This window comes from Psychrobacter sp. JCM 18900 (assembly GCF_904846625.1).
GTDB lineage: Bacteria > Pseudomonadota > Gammaproteobacteria > Pseudomonadales > Moraxellaceae > Psychrobacter.
Window position 1 is genome coordinate 187042 of record NZ_CAJHBL010000004.1, and the last position, 15058, is coordinate 202099.

Below are 15058 nucleotides of genomic sequence, written 5' to 3' on the forward strand. Positions count from 1 at the left end.
TGCCAATGATGCTAACACCAACCCTAACAACAATCTCGACAACGATGGAGATCTTATGTCTGCTGCTGCCTTAAATACTATACCAACCGAACTATCGACATATCAGCTCACCGATCAGTTCGTTGTGCAGCGTGCAAATAAAGAAGATTTAGCAGAAGTCTTAGCCATTTATAATCAAAGCATACCGGGTAAACAAGCAACAGCCAATCTTGCATTGGTTACGCTAGAGGAGCGTGCCGCTTGGTTTGAGGAGCATTTGGATAGTGCAACCAGACCAATATATGTGGTTAAAGTACTACCATCAGATGATGTAGATCAAACCAAGGCGCCGATAGTCGCATGGGGCAGCTTTAGCGATTTGTACGCACGTACGGCCTATCATATCAGTACCGAGATTAGTATCTATCTAAATCAAGATTATCAGGGCAAAGGATTGGGCAGTTTGCTGACCCGTTGGATGTTGACGCAAGCACCAAACCTAGGTATTCGAAATATCATCGCCCTTGTCTTTGCTCATAATCATCCAAGCTTAGGACTGTTCCGTAAGCTTGGCTTTGAACAATGGGGTTATATGCCCGAAGTTTGCGATATGGAAGGGTTTATCGCTGATGTTGTGATGCTTGGTAAATCAGTGACATCAGACGATATCTCAGATAAAGCGTCTGAAACAATTTAGCTTAAAACGCTCTAACCTAAAATCTTCCATTGACCTTCTATCTTCTGTAGCTGGTAGGTCAGTGGTGCAGGTTCGCTCTGTCCTTTTAGCATCAGCTCGCCAGTGATGGTGGCACGAGTTTTATCATCATTATATTTGGTATCAGTAATCGTAACGCCATCCACCGTTTGCTGAAACGCAGACTGGGTATTGGCAAGCTCTTCTTCGAAGTTTGCCATATCGACTTGGTAGTATGATGCTGCATCCTTCACGTCACCGTAATATAAACTGTTTAGGGCTTGCTTGACAGTATCCTCTGGCGTACCGGCTTGAGTCGGATTGGTCACTAGGCTTTTCTGTTTAGGCGCATCGGTAACTGGATTAATATTGTTACTATCAATCGCTGTCTTATCTTCAGTGCCATCTGTAATTTTGCCTGTTTCGCTAGCACTGTCATCGGTCATTGCTTGGTCAGTCGTATCATTGTCTAATGTGATGTCTTCTGAGGTATCCACAGTCGCTACCACATCTTCATTATCGGTAGCAGTTTCTGACTCATTATTGCTACAACCGCTAATAAATAATCCAGTGCTTAGTACACCAGTTGCTAGCAAAATTGGTAAGCGCTGAAAGATTGGCTGTTTCGTTGTCATATCAAACCTCAAATGTCATTTATTCATTAGTGATCTATTATGACAATTATTCGCAGCGCGCATTGTCATTTCTCATAACAGGCTTGTTTTGGTTTCGTAAGCCCGTCATAAGTTTGCTTATACTTTGTCCTAACCGTGCTTTAGCTGACGCGGACGGAACCCTGTCGCTAGCAATACCACACTGTAAACCAGCGCTCCGACAGCACACATAATAATCAGCGCGACGATACGCTGCCACTGAGCCTGATCGGTAGGAAAGTAAGGTAGCATAAAATAAAGCACGCCAATCATAGAGCCAGTCGAGATAGCAAACTGCGTAAACAGCTTTTTCCAATGCGGACCAAAACGGAAAATATCACGCTTGTGTAAGAAGTAATATAGCAAGCCTGCGTTTACAAAAGCAGCGCCAGTCGTAGCCAATGCCAGACCGCCATGTAATGGTATCTCTAAGAAATAGAATATCCCAATAAAAATAACACTAAAAATCATATTGGCGATGACAGAAATGATACCGATTTTGACAGGGGTTCTAGTGTCTTGACGCGCAAAAAACGCAGGAGCAAATATCTTAATAAGCATAAATCCTAAGATACCACCTGCCATACTACGTAAGGCCAGTGAACTCATCTGGGCGTCACGTAAGGTAAACTCACCGCGTAAGAACAGCGCTTGCATTAATACATCTGCCAGTACAAATAGGGCAGCTGAGGCGGGGACCCCGACCAAGATGATAAGACGTGCTGCCCAGTCGATGGTCTTTTTGAAACTGACGTCGTCTTTTTGAGCTTCACTTTTGGATAGGCTTGGTAATATGACGGTACCAATGGCCACACCAATCAGACCCAATGGCAGCTCGCTCATACGTTCAGCTGCATAGAGCCAAGAGACGGAACCGCCAATCATCAATGAGGCGAAGATAGTGTTCAGTAGTAAATTGATCTGAGTAACAGAAACACCAAAGATAGCAGGTAACATCAACTTTAAAATACGACGAACGCCTTCGTGCTGGAAGTCTATTTTTGGTGCGACAAGCAGCTTTTGTTGCCAAAGCTGCGGCAGTTGAATCAAAAACTGTAGCAAACCTGCGATGGCGACTGCATAGCCAAGCGCCATAATGGGTGTATCAAACATTGGCGCAAAAATCAGTGCGCCACCAATCATACACAGGTTCAATAACACGGGTGCAAAGGCGGGCGCGGCGAAACGACCGTAGCTTTGCAGAATACCACTGGCAAAGGCTGTCATAGAAATGAATAGCAAATATGGAAAGGTAAGACGCAGTAACTCAGCGGTAATGGCAAACTTGTTGGGTTGATCGGCAAACCCAGGGGCAAATAACGTTACCACCCAAGGTGCGATTAAGATGACCACCACTGTCAGCATCGATAATACTAGCAATAATGCCCCCGAGGTTCGACTGACCAAAATCTGCACTTGTTGCAAACTGTACTTTTCTTTGTATTCGGACAGTACTGGCACGAAAGCTTGGCTAAACGCACCTTCTGCAAACAGTCGTCGTAAGAAGTTTGGGATTTTGAAGGCGACCAAAAAGGCATCCATCAAACCACCTGCACCAAAAACCCCTAGCAATACAACATCACGTACCAAACCTAAAATACGCGATAACATGGTCATACTACTGACCACCATGGTTGAACGAAATAACCGACTTTTTGCCATGAGAACCTATCTTGCCAAGTTGTATATGGAGTTATGTGCTGATGTGATATGGATAAAAAACTGACGAATTATATCACTTTCACCATTGAGATAAATGGATTGAGTGTGGAAATCACTTATGTGGCGGTACACCGTTTTTCGTTGCATCAGCGACTAACTGGCGCAACCTTGCCCATTCAAAAAAATCACCAGGGTCAGTCTTACGCCCAGGCGCGATATCGCTATGGCCTGTCAAGTGGCGACGTGTTTTGGGATAGGCCTTATAGATGGCGGCAATTACTTCGGCTAGCTGCTCATATTGAGCAGAGGTGAAGGACACAAAATCCGACCCTTCAAGCTCGATGCCAATGCTATAATCATTACATTCAGGTCGACCCAAGTAGCTAGACCGCCCAGCATGCCATGCCCGTTCGTTGAAATTGACAAACTGGGTGATAGCGCCATCACGTTCGATAAACAAGTGCGCTGATACTTCTGCGCCTTTAATTGTTTGAAAGTAAGGATGAGCATCCCAGTCTAATTGATTGGTAAATAATGCTTTCACGTAATGCGTACCATTAGTGTCGCAGGCACCAAATTCATTCGGTGGTAGGCTGATATTGTGTACGACGATGGCGTCAATACTTAAATCTTTTGGCCTTACATTGTAATTGGGTGAAGCCAACCAAGTAGCTGTTGATAGTAGTCCATCTTTGATGATCATTGGCGACGTAGATGATGAGTTTGGTGATAATACGGGCATAATGCTCTCTTTTTATACTAGTATTGATAATGGTGTAATAAACAATCTATCTAAATAGTTAAATGATAGTGGGCGATGTATTTGATTTTTTGACCCAGAAACTTTAATAACGCTGATAGCATATGAATAATAACGTGCGAGATTCTACCTCATGTCTATAAAACTGACGTCCATACCTATCGATTGTACGCTAATGACCATTGGCCTGCGAGCACGTCTGCCATTGGCTATAGCAGGGTTGCTACTCTCAGCTCAAACACAGGCATTTCTACCAACGCCGCTGTCCGTCCTTGAATCAGATGCATTGTCACCTGACGCATCTAGCTTAGCACCTACTAGCACAGCACCTACTTATTCTAATTCAGATGCATTATCTGAGTCGGGTAATATCAGTAATGCTGAACCTAATATTAAAAATAGTACTTCATCTGAATCAAGTTTAGCGACAGAACAGTTGCTATCGACATGGCGTCAGCAAGTAAAAACAGACAAGTTGGCACAGCATACAACATGGCGACGTTTATTATATTTTTACGATGATAAAAACAGTGTATTGGGTAAAAAGAAAACCGAGAGTTTGGTTGATGATCCGAGCTTTTTTTTAAGTGAAAATGGTCAACGAGATTCAGGTGCAGAGTTGGATGCGATGCTCGCGGCACTTGCACAAGAGTTGGTGTCATCATCGGCGACTGATAATGACCAAGCAAAAACTGATACCAATAACAATTCTGTCTTATGCCGTTTTCCAGCGCGAGTGGCATGGTTGACAGAGGTGCTAGCGATCGATGCTGCAAGTCTATCTGCTGAGTGTCCAGAGCTGGATGAATGGATGCAGACCATTGCACCTGAGCAGCTATCTATCATGTTTGCGCAGGAGTACTTGGACAATCCGCTCTCTGCATTTGCTCATACGTTGCTACGCATTGACTCAAAAGCGAGCATCGCCGCCCCAAATCAAATCGATAAGGCTTATGCGCTGAACTATACGGTAGACGGTGATCCAAACGACAGTTTTCCAGTCTATGCTACCAAGTCAATGATTGGTAGCTACAACAGCGCTATCGAAATTGACCCTTATCCAGAGATGCTAGCGAAATACCTGCAAGACGATGAACGGGATACGTGGACATATCAGTTGGGTCTGACGCCGAAGGAAGTTCAGCAGATTATGCGCCACGTTTGGGAAACCAAAGCATTGAAGATGCCGTATTACTTTACCACGGACAATTGTGCTTCTGAGATTCTACGTCTTATTGATGTGGTCCGTCCGCAGCAAAACCTACTGAGTCAATTGTCTTACGCAGTCGTGCCTTCTGATGTGATTCAACTATTAAATGATGAGCAGTTGCTGGCAAGTACGATTTATACGCCTGCTGATAATACCTTACGTCAATCTCAGCTCAATGAGAAAAAACAACAGCGCGCGCAGTTGGGCTATCATAATAGCGCTAAACAAACCGTGAATGAGATCAAGTCTGCGCAGCTCAATCCTATATCGAGCATGTCAGCCGATGGGCAAACACTACTCAAGCGTCAAATCGACGTATCGGATAATAATCCGATAGACAGGCATCCGCTACAATTGGGCACGATAGGTATAGGGCAGCGTAGTGACGATGACTATATAGATATTGGGTTTCGAGCGGGGTTTCATGATACGCTTGACCACGCCTCAGGGTATCCACAGTTTTTCAACTTAGAAGGGCTGGCTGCGACATTACGACTGTATGACACAGATGATAATAATCCCAATCAGCCAGATAGTGTGGTCTTGCAAAATGTTACTTTGATTCGAGGCCGCTCTTTTAACCCTGTCAATGCTGCCAAAAAAGGCAATACTTGGGGCGCCAGTATCGAGGCGACGCGAGTAAACGATGGGTCGCAAGAAGCAGGTACGGATCATTTGGTCGGTAGTGTGGGTTACGAAAAAGGCTGGTCATGGGCATTTGGTACACCCGCCACAGGCACTGGTGAGATGCCGCCGCAACTGTGCTATACGTTTTTGGCAGGTACAGGGCAAGTAGGACGAGGTATCAATAAAGGTTTTCGTCTAGGCGCAGGTATCAATGCAGGCTGCCGTTATCAGATTAACAATCAGTTACGCGCGCAAGCTGAATTGCAATTGCCATATTGGTATCATGGCAGCAGCGATGAAACCAACGTCCGTGGCCATTATTGGCAACCAGTCTCAAGCTTAGGGCTGCAATACGACATTGATAAAAAACAAGCATTACGCATTAATGCCAATTACGAATGGCAAGATCGTATCGATGCCAATGATGATATACAGCTGTCATACAGACGTTATTTTTAGGCATTGGTTTAGGCATTGGTTTAGGCATTAATTTAAACAAAATGGCTTCTAAGTGCTGTAATCGTTGCATAAAGGAAGTTGTATAAAGGAAAAGATGCTTTATGAGTACGCAAAATTTACTAATTATTGGACAAGGTGATATCGGCCTGCCAGTGACCAATAAACTTGCCCAAGATGGCTATTGGGTGACTGGGCTTGCTCGTAGTAAGCGCCACCATTATGATTTGGTAGATAGCGCCGATTTTTTGCAGGCTGATGCGTTGACTTTGACGGCTGAGCAACTGCAAGCATTTACTCATATTGCGATTATCGTTACCCCTGACGAGTATTCGACCAGCGGTTATCACAACAGTTATCTAGCGATTAGCCAGCATTTGGCAACGCTTGCTCCACAGCTTACCAAACTTGAGCGTGTGGTATTCATTTCTTCTACTGGTGTCTATGGCCAGGACAATGGCGAATGGATTGATGAGCATACTGCACCCGCTACGCCTGCGCGTGAAGCCTCAAAGGTTATATTGCGAGCAGAACAAGCGCTGCAACAAGGCTTTGGTGATAAAGCCATTATTATTCGTCCTAGTGGTATCTATGGGCGTGAGCGCTTAATGCGACTACGTAAGGCTCGTGAGCAAAATAAAGAACCAGTGCCAGCTGAGCATTGGAGCAACCGCATCATGGATCGCGACTTGGTCAATATCATCGCCAAAGTGTTGACGATAAAAGCACCAAAGCCTATCTATCTAGCGACAGACTATCGACCTGTTACTACGTTTGAGCTAGGGGTTTGGCTTAGTGAGCAGGTTGGCGAGACACCTCCTACTATCGATAGTACAAAAACCTCAGTGACAGGAAAACGCTTGCACAGCAACATTCCGTTAGCTTGGCTTGATTATGCTGACTGGCAGACAGGCTACCGAGATATTTTAAATCATCAAAAGTAAGCCTTTAGAGTTAAGCCCTACAGAGTAAAATAGCCCTTGGTATAATCGTTCTTATTTATTTTCTAGTCTATGGAGATTTCATGTCCCAGCCTTCTACTTCTGATGATCGTTTGTCTCATGCTAATCTGGCAACAGAAGGCGGGCAGCTGGCAGAAGGTCATGTGCAAAAAAAGGCTGAGCAATCGTCTATATTAGCTGATTCACAGCAGCCTGCGATCGTACATCCTAACTTTGATCCCAAACAGTCTCCTCTTGACCCTGCCAGACCATTGAGTGATATTCCTGATCCTGCTCGTCGCCTGAATGGTCAACTGCGTAGGCTCTACGGTAACTCGACTCGGTTCTATCAGCCCAATGCAGAGGGCTTATCGAAATGGTCGCTGATTGCTTCAGAAGCGCTGGCTGAGCATTTATCGTTACTAAATGCAGCACAGCTTATTGAATTACCGGATAGCTTTTATCAGAATCATAGTGAGCAGCCGTTAATATCGACATTATCAGATATGACGTTGTTAGATATGTCGGATATTCAACAGGCGATTCGGGCTTATCCAAAACTGAACCGTTATGGGTTTTTGCCGACTGATAGCTCTACAGGGGTTGAGTCAAACAACGATTCAGATAATGACTCAAATAATGACAGCAAGGCTCAAAATTCTGCATTATCTATGCGCGCATTGACCAAACGTTATAATCCTGATGAGCTACTCAATAGTCTGTATGCCGACGATTGGCAAGTGATACTACAACCGCAGCAGTTTGATACAGGTGAGGGCAGTTTGGCCACAGATATCATGGCATGTAGCGTGGCCGTCCATGCGCTAAAGCAATGCAGTAGCCGTAAAAGTATCAATCATAGTTATAGCGCCGCAGAAATCTGCCAGCATGTGCGTAGCTATTTGCTCAGTCAGATCGTTTGTGAGCCGTCGCAACGCCACGCATATCGTCAGATTCGACTATTTGCTGGTCATATTATTGTTGCCGCTTGTCATTTGGGTTGGGAGATACAAGTACGAGCAGACGGACAGAGCTATTTTAATATCTCGTCACGTAGTGGTTTGCTGACTCGCTATGCCAATATGCAGGGTTATGAGATCAATGGTTGGTCAAGCTGATCAATAATGCGTACAATAATGCAAATTTTTTGCCCCCTCTTTTTGCTGATAGGAATGTCATAATGTCTCATGTAACACGCCCTCAAGACCCTACATTTTCATCTCATCAATTTATTCAACTGGCTCTCGACAACCAAGTGCTCAAGTTTGGTGAGTTTGTCCTAAAGTCTGGTCGTATCAGTCCGTACTTTTTTAATGCAGGTTTGCTTGCGACTGGTGAGATGTTGTCACTGCTAGCACGTGGTTATGCAGATGCCTTAGCTGAACAGATAAGTGCAAATAATGGCGATAATGAGCAAGAGCTGGTCATCTTTGGTGCGGCTTACAAAGGTATTCCTTTTGTCGCAGCGACGGCGCAAGCATTATGGCTACATCATGGTATTAATGCCAAATGGGGCTATAACCGTAAAGAGGCCAAAACTCATGGCGAAGGCGGCAATTTGGTCGGTGCTGACGTAACTGGCAAGGCTGTTTGGGTACTTGACGACGTCATCACAGCGGGTACAGCCATGCGCGAAGTGGTCGAGATTCTAGAGCAAGCAGGTGCAAGCGTTGCTGGTATTATTGTTGCACTGGATCGTAAAGAGAAAGGTCAAGCCGAGCACTCTGCTATCCAAGAGCTTGCTGCGACACTAGAAGTGCCTGTACGTGCATTGGTCGATATCGATGATTTGATCAGTTATTTAGCCGATGACCATGGTGCACAAAACGGCCAGCATAAAGACGCGACCCAGTTAGCCAAAATGCAACACTATCGTGAGCAGTACGGCGTATAGTTGGGCACTGATGTTGTTTAATAAGTTTGTTTCATATCAACAATATAACGTAAGTGAGTCTTATCATGAGCCAACAAAAACAAGAAAAGTCGCTAAAAATACTCGTTATTATGGATCCTATCGAGCGAGTCAATTATAAAAAAGACACCAGTCTCGCTATGATGTGGGCCGCTCAAGACCGTGGCCATCAGCTCGGTTATTGTCAGATTCATGATTTGTGGTTGGACCGTGGTCAGTTGATGGTTGATACGCAGCCGCTTACAGTAAAGCGTGATCCTGCAGATTTCTATACGTTGGGTGATAAAAGCACAGGGCCAGTCGGTGACTATGACGTGATTTTGATGCGCAAAGATCCGCCGTTTGATATGCGCTTTATTTATGCCACTTATATGCTTGACCATGCCAAAGCAGCAGGCGTGCTCGTGGTCAATGATCCACAAGCGATTCGCGACTGCAATGAGAAGTTGTTTGCGACGTGGTTTAGCGATTATATGAGCCCAACGATTGTGACTAGCAAACAAGCACACATTCGTAAGTTCATCGCTGAACAGCAGGACGTCATCGTCAAGCCACTAGATGGTATGGGCGGCACTGGCATCTTCCGTTTGACTGCTGATAGCCCAAACATTGGAGTGACGTTAGAGATACTGACTGAGCTTGAGACTTTGCCCATTATGGCGCAGCGTTATTTGCCAGAAATCAAAGAAGGCGATAAACGCGTATTGATCGTCGATGGAGTCGTGGTAGATTATAGTTTGGCTCGTATTCCAACCAAAGGCGAGACCCGTGGTAATCTAGCAGCTGGTGGTAGCGGTGTTGCCATGCCATTGACTGATATTGAACGTCAAGTAGCAGAAGTTGTGGCACCAATCGTCAAAGAAAAAGGCCTAATGTTCGTTGGTCTAGACTTGATCGGTGGACGTATCACTGAGATTAACGTCACTAGCCCAACGTGCGTACGTGAGATTGATGACCAATGCGGTACAGATATCGCGACCGATTTTATCATGGCGATTGAGAACAAATTTACTGCGTAGCTTTCGCTATGTTCAGGAAAGTTTTGAGTTCAGGAATATTTTGACTACGTAAAACCCATATTTTGAGGTTTTGTTAGTCATTGATTTTCCTTACCGTTTATTAGCATTACACGACGCCAAGCCGTGACCGATCATGGCTTGGATTTTTGTTATTTTTGCTGCATAAAGTACTGTATATAAGACAATGATTTCCTCTATACTATGCGGGCTTTGGCTAGGTCATTATTTTTCATAATTGTTACCGCCGCAGTGAGATAAACCCTTCATATAAATAAAGTAAAGATAGGCAGGCGTTCATGAAAACTCCGCATATATTGATGATGGCAGCTGGTACGGGCGGGCATGTTTTTCCAGCGCTTGCAGTGAGCGACGAGCTGACCCAGCGCGGTGCGGTGATTCATTGGTTAGGAACGCCAAACGGTATGGAAAACGGTTTGGTTGAGCCGACAGGTTATCCTTTTCATGCTATTAATATGCAAGGACTTCGTGGTAAAGGCGTTGGTCGCCTATTGAAGCTGCCTGTGACTCTGCTATCGGCGACGATGGCTGCTATAAAAGTCATTCGTAGTAATCAGATTGATGTGGTCGTTGGGTTCGGTGGTTATGTGACTGCACCTGGCGGTATCGCTGCGCGCATGACCAACACACCATTGATTATCCATGAGCAAAATGCCATCGCTGGCATGAGCAACCGCTACCTATCTAAACTGTCGACCAAAACATTACAAGCGTTCGAGAATACCTTTGCTAATAGTCAGCAAGATGCCAAGCTTGAGACAGTGGGCAATCCTGTGCGTAACGCCATTACTGGTGTCGCAGAGCCAACGGTACGCTACGATGTAAACGACAGTTCACCGCTCAAGCTGTTGGTAGTCGGCGGTTCACTTGGCGCTCAGGTATTAAATGATACAGTACCAAAAGCATTGGCATTACTAGATCAGCCGTTTGAAGTCCTACATCAATGCGGACGCAATAATGAAGCAGCCACGCAAGCGGCTTATAGCGAGCAAAATCTAAACAACCATCAGTTTACTGTACAGCCCTTTATCAATGATATGGCTGCAGCTTATAACTGGGCAGACATCATCGTTTGCCGCGCAGGTGCATTGACCGTGACCGAAATTCAAAACGTCGGAATTGCCGCTATTTTTGTACCGCTACCGCATGCAGTGGATGATCATCAGACAGCTAATGCCCGCACGCTGACCTCGCATGATGCGGCAATTCTACTGCCACAGTCAGAGCTAACTGCCAAAAGTCTAAGTGATGAGCTTGGCGCACTCAATCGAGAGAAGTGCTTGGCGATGGCAAAGAAAGGCCATGCATTGGCTAACCGTAGTGCGAGTAAGCAAGTTGCTGATATCATTTGGCAAGCACTATAGTCTGTCATCTATACCCCTTATTTGAATTTACTAAGTTTTATTGACCTTTAATAAAGAGAGATCCTTATGCCTACCTCTGCGAAAGCTCTACCTAAGCGTTTGATTGAAATACCAGAAATGCGCCGTATTCAGCATTTGCATTTTATCGGTATTGGTGGCTCAGGCATGTGCGGTATCGCTGAGGTAATGAACAATCAAGGCTATCAGGTCAGTGGTTCTGACATCGCAGAAAGTCTAGTGACTAAGCGTTTACAGCAGATTGGCATCGAGATATCGATTGGCCATGACTCCAAAAATATTGCCAATGCCGATGTTATCGTTGTCTCATCAGCGATTGATCGTAGCAATCCTGAGGTGAAAGCAGCGCTTGAAGCTCGTCTGCCAGTAGTACGCCGCGCTGATATGCTTGGTGAACTAATGCGCTATCGTCACGGTATCGCAGTTGCTGGCGCGCATGGCAAAACGACGACGACCAGTTTGCTAACCACAATGATGGCAGAAGGACAGCTAGATCCTACTTATGTCATTGGCGGTAAGTTAAATGCGTCAGGCAAAAATGCAGCATTGGGTAGCAGCCGTTTCTTGGTAGCAGAGGCTGATGAGTCTGATGCATCATTCTTGTCATTGCATCCGATGGCCGCGATTGTGACCAACATCGACCAAGACCATATGGAAACCTACGAAAACAGCTTTGATAAATTAAAAGCCGCTTATATCCAGTTTCTACAAAACATGCCGTTTTACGGTTTGGCAGTGGTCTGCGGTGACGATCCTGAGCTGTATGCAATGATCGATGATATCGGTCGTCCAGTATTGACCTTTGGTCTAGAGCCGTTCAATGATGTACAAGCTGTAGACTTAGTGACAGAAGGAACCAAAACTCACTTTACCGTATTGCGCCGTGACCGTGAGCCATTACGCCTAACGTTAAACATTCCTGGTACACATAATGTCTATAACGCGCTTGCTGCCATCACGATGGCGACCGATGAAGGCGTTGATGATGCAGCGATTGAGCGTGCCCTGCAAAAATTTGAAGGCGTGGGCCGTCGTTTTGAACAGCACGCCTCTGTCGATATCGATGATGGCAATGTCTTATTGATTGATGATTATGGTCATCATCCAAAAGAAGTTGATGCGACCATCAAAGCCGCTCGTCAAAGCTTCCCTGATCGTCGTTTAGTGATGCTATTTCAGCCGCATCGTTATAGCCGTACCCGTGATTGCTACGACGATTTTGTAGAAGTGCTATCGAGTGTTGATGAGCTATTATTATTAGATGTTTATTCAGCAGGTGAGAGTCCGATTACGGGCGCTGATACCAAGTCACTAGCGCGCAGTATCCGTTTGCGCGGTGAAGTTGAACCGACTATTATTGATAAAGACAATCTAGCCCCTGTGATGCAACGTTTGCTAAAAGCTAACGATATGCTGATTACCCAAGGCGCTGGTAATGTCGGGCAAATTGCTATCGATTTGGCTGCCAATAACCTTTATATTAAGTAAGCTAAAATTTAGGGACGATCCTCATGACAACTGATAATAAAGACAATAATAGCACTCAAAATACAGCTACCAATGATACATCTGTAGACACGACGACTCATGCAAAAGATGCTAGTCAGTTTGGCAAAGTCGCCGTTATTTATGGTGGTAGTAGCAATGAGCGCAGCGTGTCTTTGGATAGTGGTGCGGCAGTATTGCAAGCGCTTCAAAACCAAGGCGTTGATGCCACTCACTTTGATCCAAAGCATCAAGACATTACTGAGCTACGCAAATTCGACCGCGTGTTTAATGTGTTACATGGTCGTGGCGGCGAAGATGGTTTGCTGCAAGGCGTATTACAGTGGTTTGATATACCGCAAACTGGTTCAGGGATTCTAGCTTCTGCACTAGGTATGGACAAAGTACGTACCAAGCAATTGTGGCAAGGCTGCGGCTTATCAACTGCACCATTTTCATTATTGACGGCTGATACTGACTGGCAGCAAGTGGTTAATATGTTAGGTCTGCCACTTATCATTAAACCAGTTCATGAAGGTTCAAGCATTGGCATGACCAAGGTTAATCATCTTGATGAATTGCCTGCTGCTTATGCAACTGCAGTGGAATGTGGTGATGCGGTGATGGCTGAGCGCTGGATTACAGGTCGCGAATTTACAATTGTAATTATCGATGACGAAGCCTATCCAGTTATTCGTCTCGAACCAGCTGATATCACTAATTTCTATGATTTTGAAGCCAAGTATAATCGTAACGATACCAGTTACTATATCCCCTGTGGATTGAGCGCGGCTGATGAAAAGCACTTGCAAGATTTAAGCCTTGCAGGATTTCGTGCAGTAGATGCAAAAGGCTGGGGACGTATCGATGCCATGCAAGACGAAGCAGGCAATTTTTGGTTGCTTGAAATCAATACCGTACCAGGTATGACCAGTCACAGTTTGGTTCCGATGGCAGCTAAAGCGCGTGGATTAGATTTTGATGCACTATGCTGGCACATTTTGGCACAAACGCTATAACTGTCAAATCAATTAAATTGAGCAGATAGTGATGACTCTTTGTGTCACTAGAGCTGCTATACCACAGCTTCGTGTAAACTTGTGTAAATTCGCTGCTGCTAGTTGGTGTTTGGCTATTGTTTAACCACAAAATACGTTAATATTGTAAGAATAGGTCTATTTCGGTGATATTTATGTTGTTTTGTGAATACAATTGATAACTTATTCATAATTTAAGAAAAATGTTACGTTTAAATCAACGTAATCGCTGTATATAAGCTATATTTTTAACAAAATTTGATAACATATCGACTTAATAAGCTTCTGCCAAAAATACGCAGATTTATATCAATAAATAGCATGAGCAGTTTTATGCAAATATAGGGACAAAGGTCGTTATGGCTCAAACTGTCAACGAGGTAACTGACTTGATGAGTGATAAAGCCGGTCGCCCAAAATCTAAGATCCAAATACCGGCAACGGTAAAGTATCTATTTATGGTACTGGTCTTAGGTTTGCTAGTGCTAATATTAATGATGGGCGGCAAAGCGCTGCGTGATGCACCGCCAGCAAATATTTATGTCAGTAATCAAGGTTTGTCTGCTGCTCAGTATGGCTCATTGCAAGACGTGATGGAACAACAACAAGTAAGTAGCTTCTTTACTTCTGATTTGCAAGCATTGCGAGACATTACGATGGGTTTAGCTTGGGTAGACCAAGTGAGTATCTCTCGTGATTGGCAACGTGGCATCGTCGTCAACGCATTACCCAAACAAGCAGTTGCTAATTTTGGTACAGAACGTTTGGTCGATGCAAAAGGGGCTGTATTTGTTCCTGCTGATAGTAGAGATTTAACGCAAGAGCGTTTTGCCACCCTACAAGGCGAGATGTCTCAAGCACCAGTTATTATGCAACAAATGCAGCAGGTCAATGATTGGTATGCACCGCTTGGTATGCAGGTCGAAGATATCATTCTGTCACCGAGAATGACTTGGCTAATCCGCTTTGACAATGGATTACGTGTAATTGTAGACAATGAAAATACGGCGCAAAAACTACTGAATTTAAGCCAGCTGCTTGGTAATCAGTTACGTACGCGTCGAGATGACATGCAGTCTGTAGATTTACGATACAAAAATGGCTTTACCATTGCTTGGAACGTGACACAGAGTGCTGAATCAGAATAGCCTAAGTAAGTATTACATCTATACATAACCGATGTGAACTAATACGGTTTATTTAGTTTGAAGAAAATATGTACA

Annotated in this window: 13 protein-coding genes; 10 read left to right on the forward strand and 3 right to left on the reverse strand. The window is 44.6% G+C overall.

The genetic code is table 11. The annotated features are described in order from the left end of the window. The first annotated feature begins 55 nt into the window (after positions 1-55). Positions 56-676: a GNAT family N-acetyltransferase gene (locus JMX96_RS09090; RefSeq protein WP_201568743.1), complete on the forward strand. Its 621-nt coding sequence runs from the start codon at positions 56-58 to the stop codon at positions 674-676. 11 nt (positions 677-687) lie between these two features. Here JMX96_RS09090 and JMX96_RS09095 read toward each other — a convergent pair whose 3' ends face one another. From JMX96_RS09095 to ampD, 3 genes are all read right to left on the reverse strand, one after another. Beyond that, positions 688-1308 carry a hypothetical protein gene (locus tag JMX96_RS09095; RefSeq protein ID WP_201568744.1) on the reverse strand — a complete coding sequence of 207 codons (621 nt, stop codon included), beginning with the start codon at positions 1306-1308 and terminating at the stop codon, positions 688-690. 129 nt (positions 1309-1437) lie between these two features. Further along, positions 1438-2988: a murein biosynthesis integral membrane protein MurJ gene (murJ, locus tag JMX96_RS09100; protein ID WP_201568745.1), complete on the reverse strand. Its 1551-nt coding sequence runs from the start codon at positions 2986-2988 to the stop codon at positions 1438-1440. 112 nt (positions 2989-3100) lie between these two features. Continuing rightward, the gene (ampD, locus tag JMX96_RS09105) at positions 3101-3730 is read right to left on the reverse strand and encodes a 1,6-anhydro-N-acetylmuramyl-L-alanine amidase AmpD (protein WP_201568746.1); all 630 of its coding nucleotides are present in this window, start codon (positions 3728-3730) and stop codon (positions 3101-3103) included. Between the two features lie 151 nt (positions 3731-3881). Here ampD and JMX96_RS09110 point away from each other — a divergent pair, with 151 nt between their 5' ends. The 9 genes from JMX96_RS09110 (at position 3882) to JMX96_RS09150 (ending at position 14983) form a co-directional block, all read left to right on the forward strand. Then, on the forward strand, positions 3882-6044 hold the full coding sequence (locus tag JMX96_RS09110) for a DUF4105 domain-containing protein (protein ID WP_201568747.1): 2163 nt from the start codon (positions 3882-3884) through the stop codon (positions 6042-6044). 101 nt (positions 6045-6145) lie between these two features. Continuing rightward, positions 6146-6985: an SDR family oxidoreductase gene (locus JMX96_RS09115; protein WP_201568748.1), complete on the forward strand. Its 840-nt coding sequence runs from the start codon at positions 6146-6148 to the stop codon at positions 6983-6985. Positions 6986-7065: 80 nt separating this feature from the next. Continuing rightward, positions 7066-8100 (forward strand): hypothetical protein, encoded by a 1035-nt coding sequence (locus JMX96_RS09120; RefSeq protein WP_201568749.1) that lies wholly within the window; start codon positions 7066-7068, stop codon positions 8098-8100. A gap of 62 nt (positions 8101-8162) precedes the next feature. Further along, complete coding sequence (pyrE, locus tag JMX96_RS09125; RefSeq protein WP_201568750.1) at positions 8163-8876, forward strand: orotate phosphoribosyltransferase; 714 nt, start codon at positions 8163-8165, stop codon at positions 8874-8876. A gap of 65 nt (positions 8877-8941) precedes the next feature. Then, positions 8942-9913 (forward strand): glutathione synthase, encoded by a 972-nt coding sequence (gene gshB / locus JMX96_RS09130; protein WP_201568751.1) that lies wholly within the window; start codon positions 8942-8944, stop codon positions 9911-9913. Positions 9914-10209: 296 nt separating this feature from the next. After that, entirely contained in the window at positions 10210-11295 is a 1086-nt protein-coding gene (gene murG, locus JMX96_RS09135) for an undecaprenyldiphospho-muramoylpentapeptide beta-N-acetylglucosaminyltransferase (RefSeq protein ID WP_201568752.1), read from the forward strand. Between the two features lie 66 nt (positions 11296-11361). Continuing rightward, positions 11362-12801, forward strand: coding sequence for a UDP-N-acetylmuramate--L-alanine ligase (gene murC, locus JMX96_RS09140; RefSeq protein ID WP_101205772.1), 1440 nt, complete (start codon positions 11362-11364; stop codon positions 12799-12801). Between the two features lie 23 nt (positions 12802-12824). Then, entirely contained in the window at positions 12825-13817 is a 993-nt protein-coding gene (locus JMX96_RS09145; RefSeq protein ID WP_227677001.1) for a D-alanine--D-alanine ligase, read from the forward strand. A gap of 377 nt (positions 13818-14194) precedes the next feature. Beyond that, positions 14195-14983: a cell division protein FtsQ/DivIB gene (locus JMX96_RS09150; RefSeq protein ID WP_057761437.1), complete on the forward strand. Its 789-nt coding sequence runs from the start codon at positions 14195-14197 to the stop codon at positions 14981-14983. Positions 14984-15058: the final 75 nt, after the last annotated feature.

Bases quoted from the DNA above. Each gene is read 5' to 3' on its own strand.
- murG (WP_201568752.1), top strand. From the start codon at position 10,210: ATGAAAACTCCGCATATATTGATGATGGCAGCTGGTACGGGCGGGCAT.
- JMX96_RS09150 (WP_057761437.1), top strand. From the start codon at position 14,195: ATGGCTCAAACTGTCAACGAGGTAACTGACTTGATGAGTGATAAAGCC.
- JMX96_RS09115 (WP_201568748.1), top strand. From the start codon at position 6,146: ATGAGTACGCAAAATTTACTAATTATTGGACAAGGTGATATCGGCCTG.
- JMX96_RS09120 (WP_201568749.1), top strand. From the start codon at position 7,066: ATGTCCCAGCCTTCTACTTCTGATGATCGTTTGTCTCATGCTAATCTG.
- pyrE (WP_201568750.1), top strand. From the start codon at position 8,163: ATGTCTCATGTAACACGCCCTCAAGACCCTACATTTTCATCTCATCAA.
- JMX96_RS09110 (WP_201568747.1), top strand. From the start codon at position 3,882: ATGTCTATAAAACTGACGTCCATACCTATCGATTGTACGCTAATGACC.
- gshB (WP_201568751.1), top strand. From the start codon at position 8,942: ATGAGCCAACAAAAACAAGAAAAGTCGCTAAAAATACTCGTTATTATG.
- murC (WP_101205772.1), top strand. From the start codon at position 11,362: ATGCCTACCTCTGCGAAAGCTCTACCTAAGCGTTTGATTGAAATACCA.
- murJ (WP_201568745.1), bottom strand. From the start codon at position 2,988: ATGGCAAAAAGTCGGTTATTTCGTTCAACCATGGTGGTCAGTAGTATG.
- ampD (WP_201568746.1), bottom strand. From the start codon at position 3,730: ATGCCCGTATTATCACCAAACTCATCATCTACGTCGCCAATGATCATC.
- JMX96_RS09145 (WP_227677001.1), top strand. From the start codon at position 12,825: ATGACAACTGATAATAAAGACAATAATAGCACTCAAAATACAGCTACC.
- JMX96_RS09090 (WP_201568743.1), top strand. From the start codon at position 56: ATGTCTGCTGCTGCCTTAAATACTATACCAACCGAACTATCGACATAT.
- JMX96_RS09095 (WP_201568744.1), bottom strand. From the start codon at position 1,308: ATGACAACGAAACAGCCAATCTTTCAGCGCTTACCAATTTTGCTAGCA.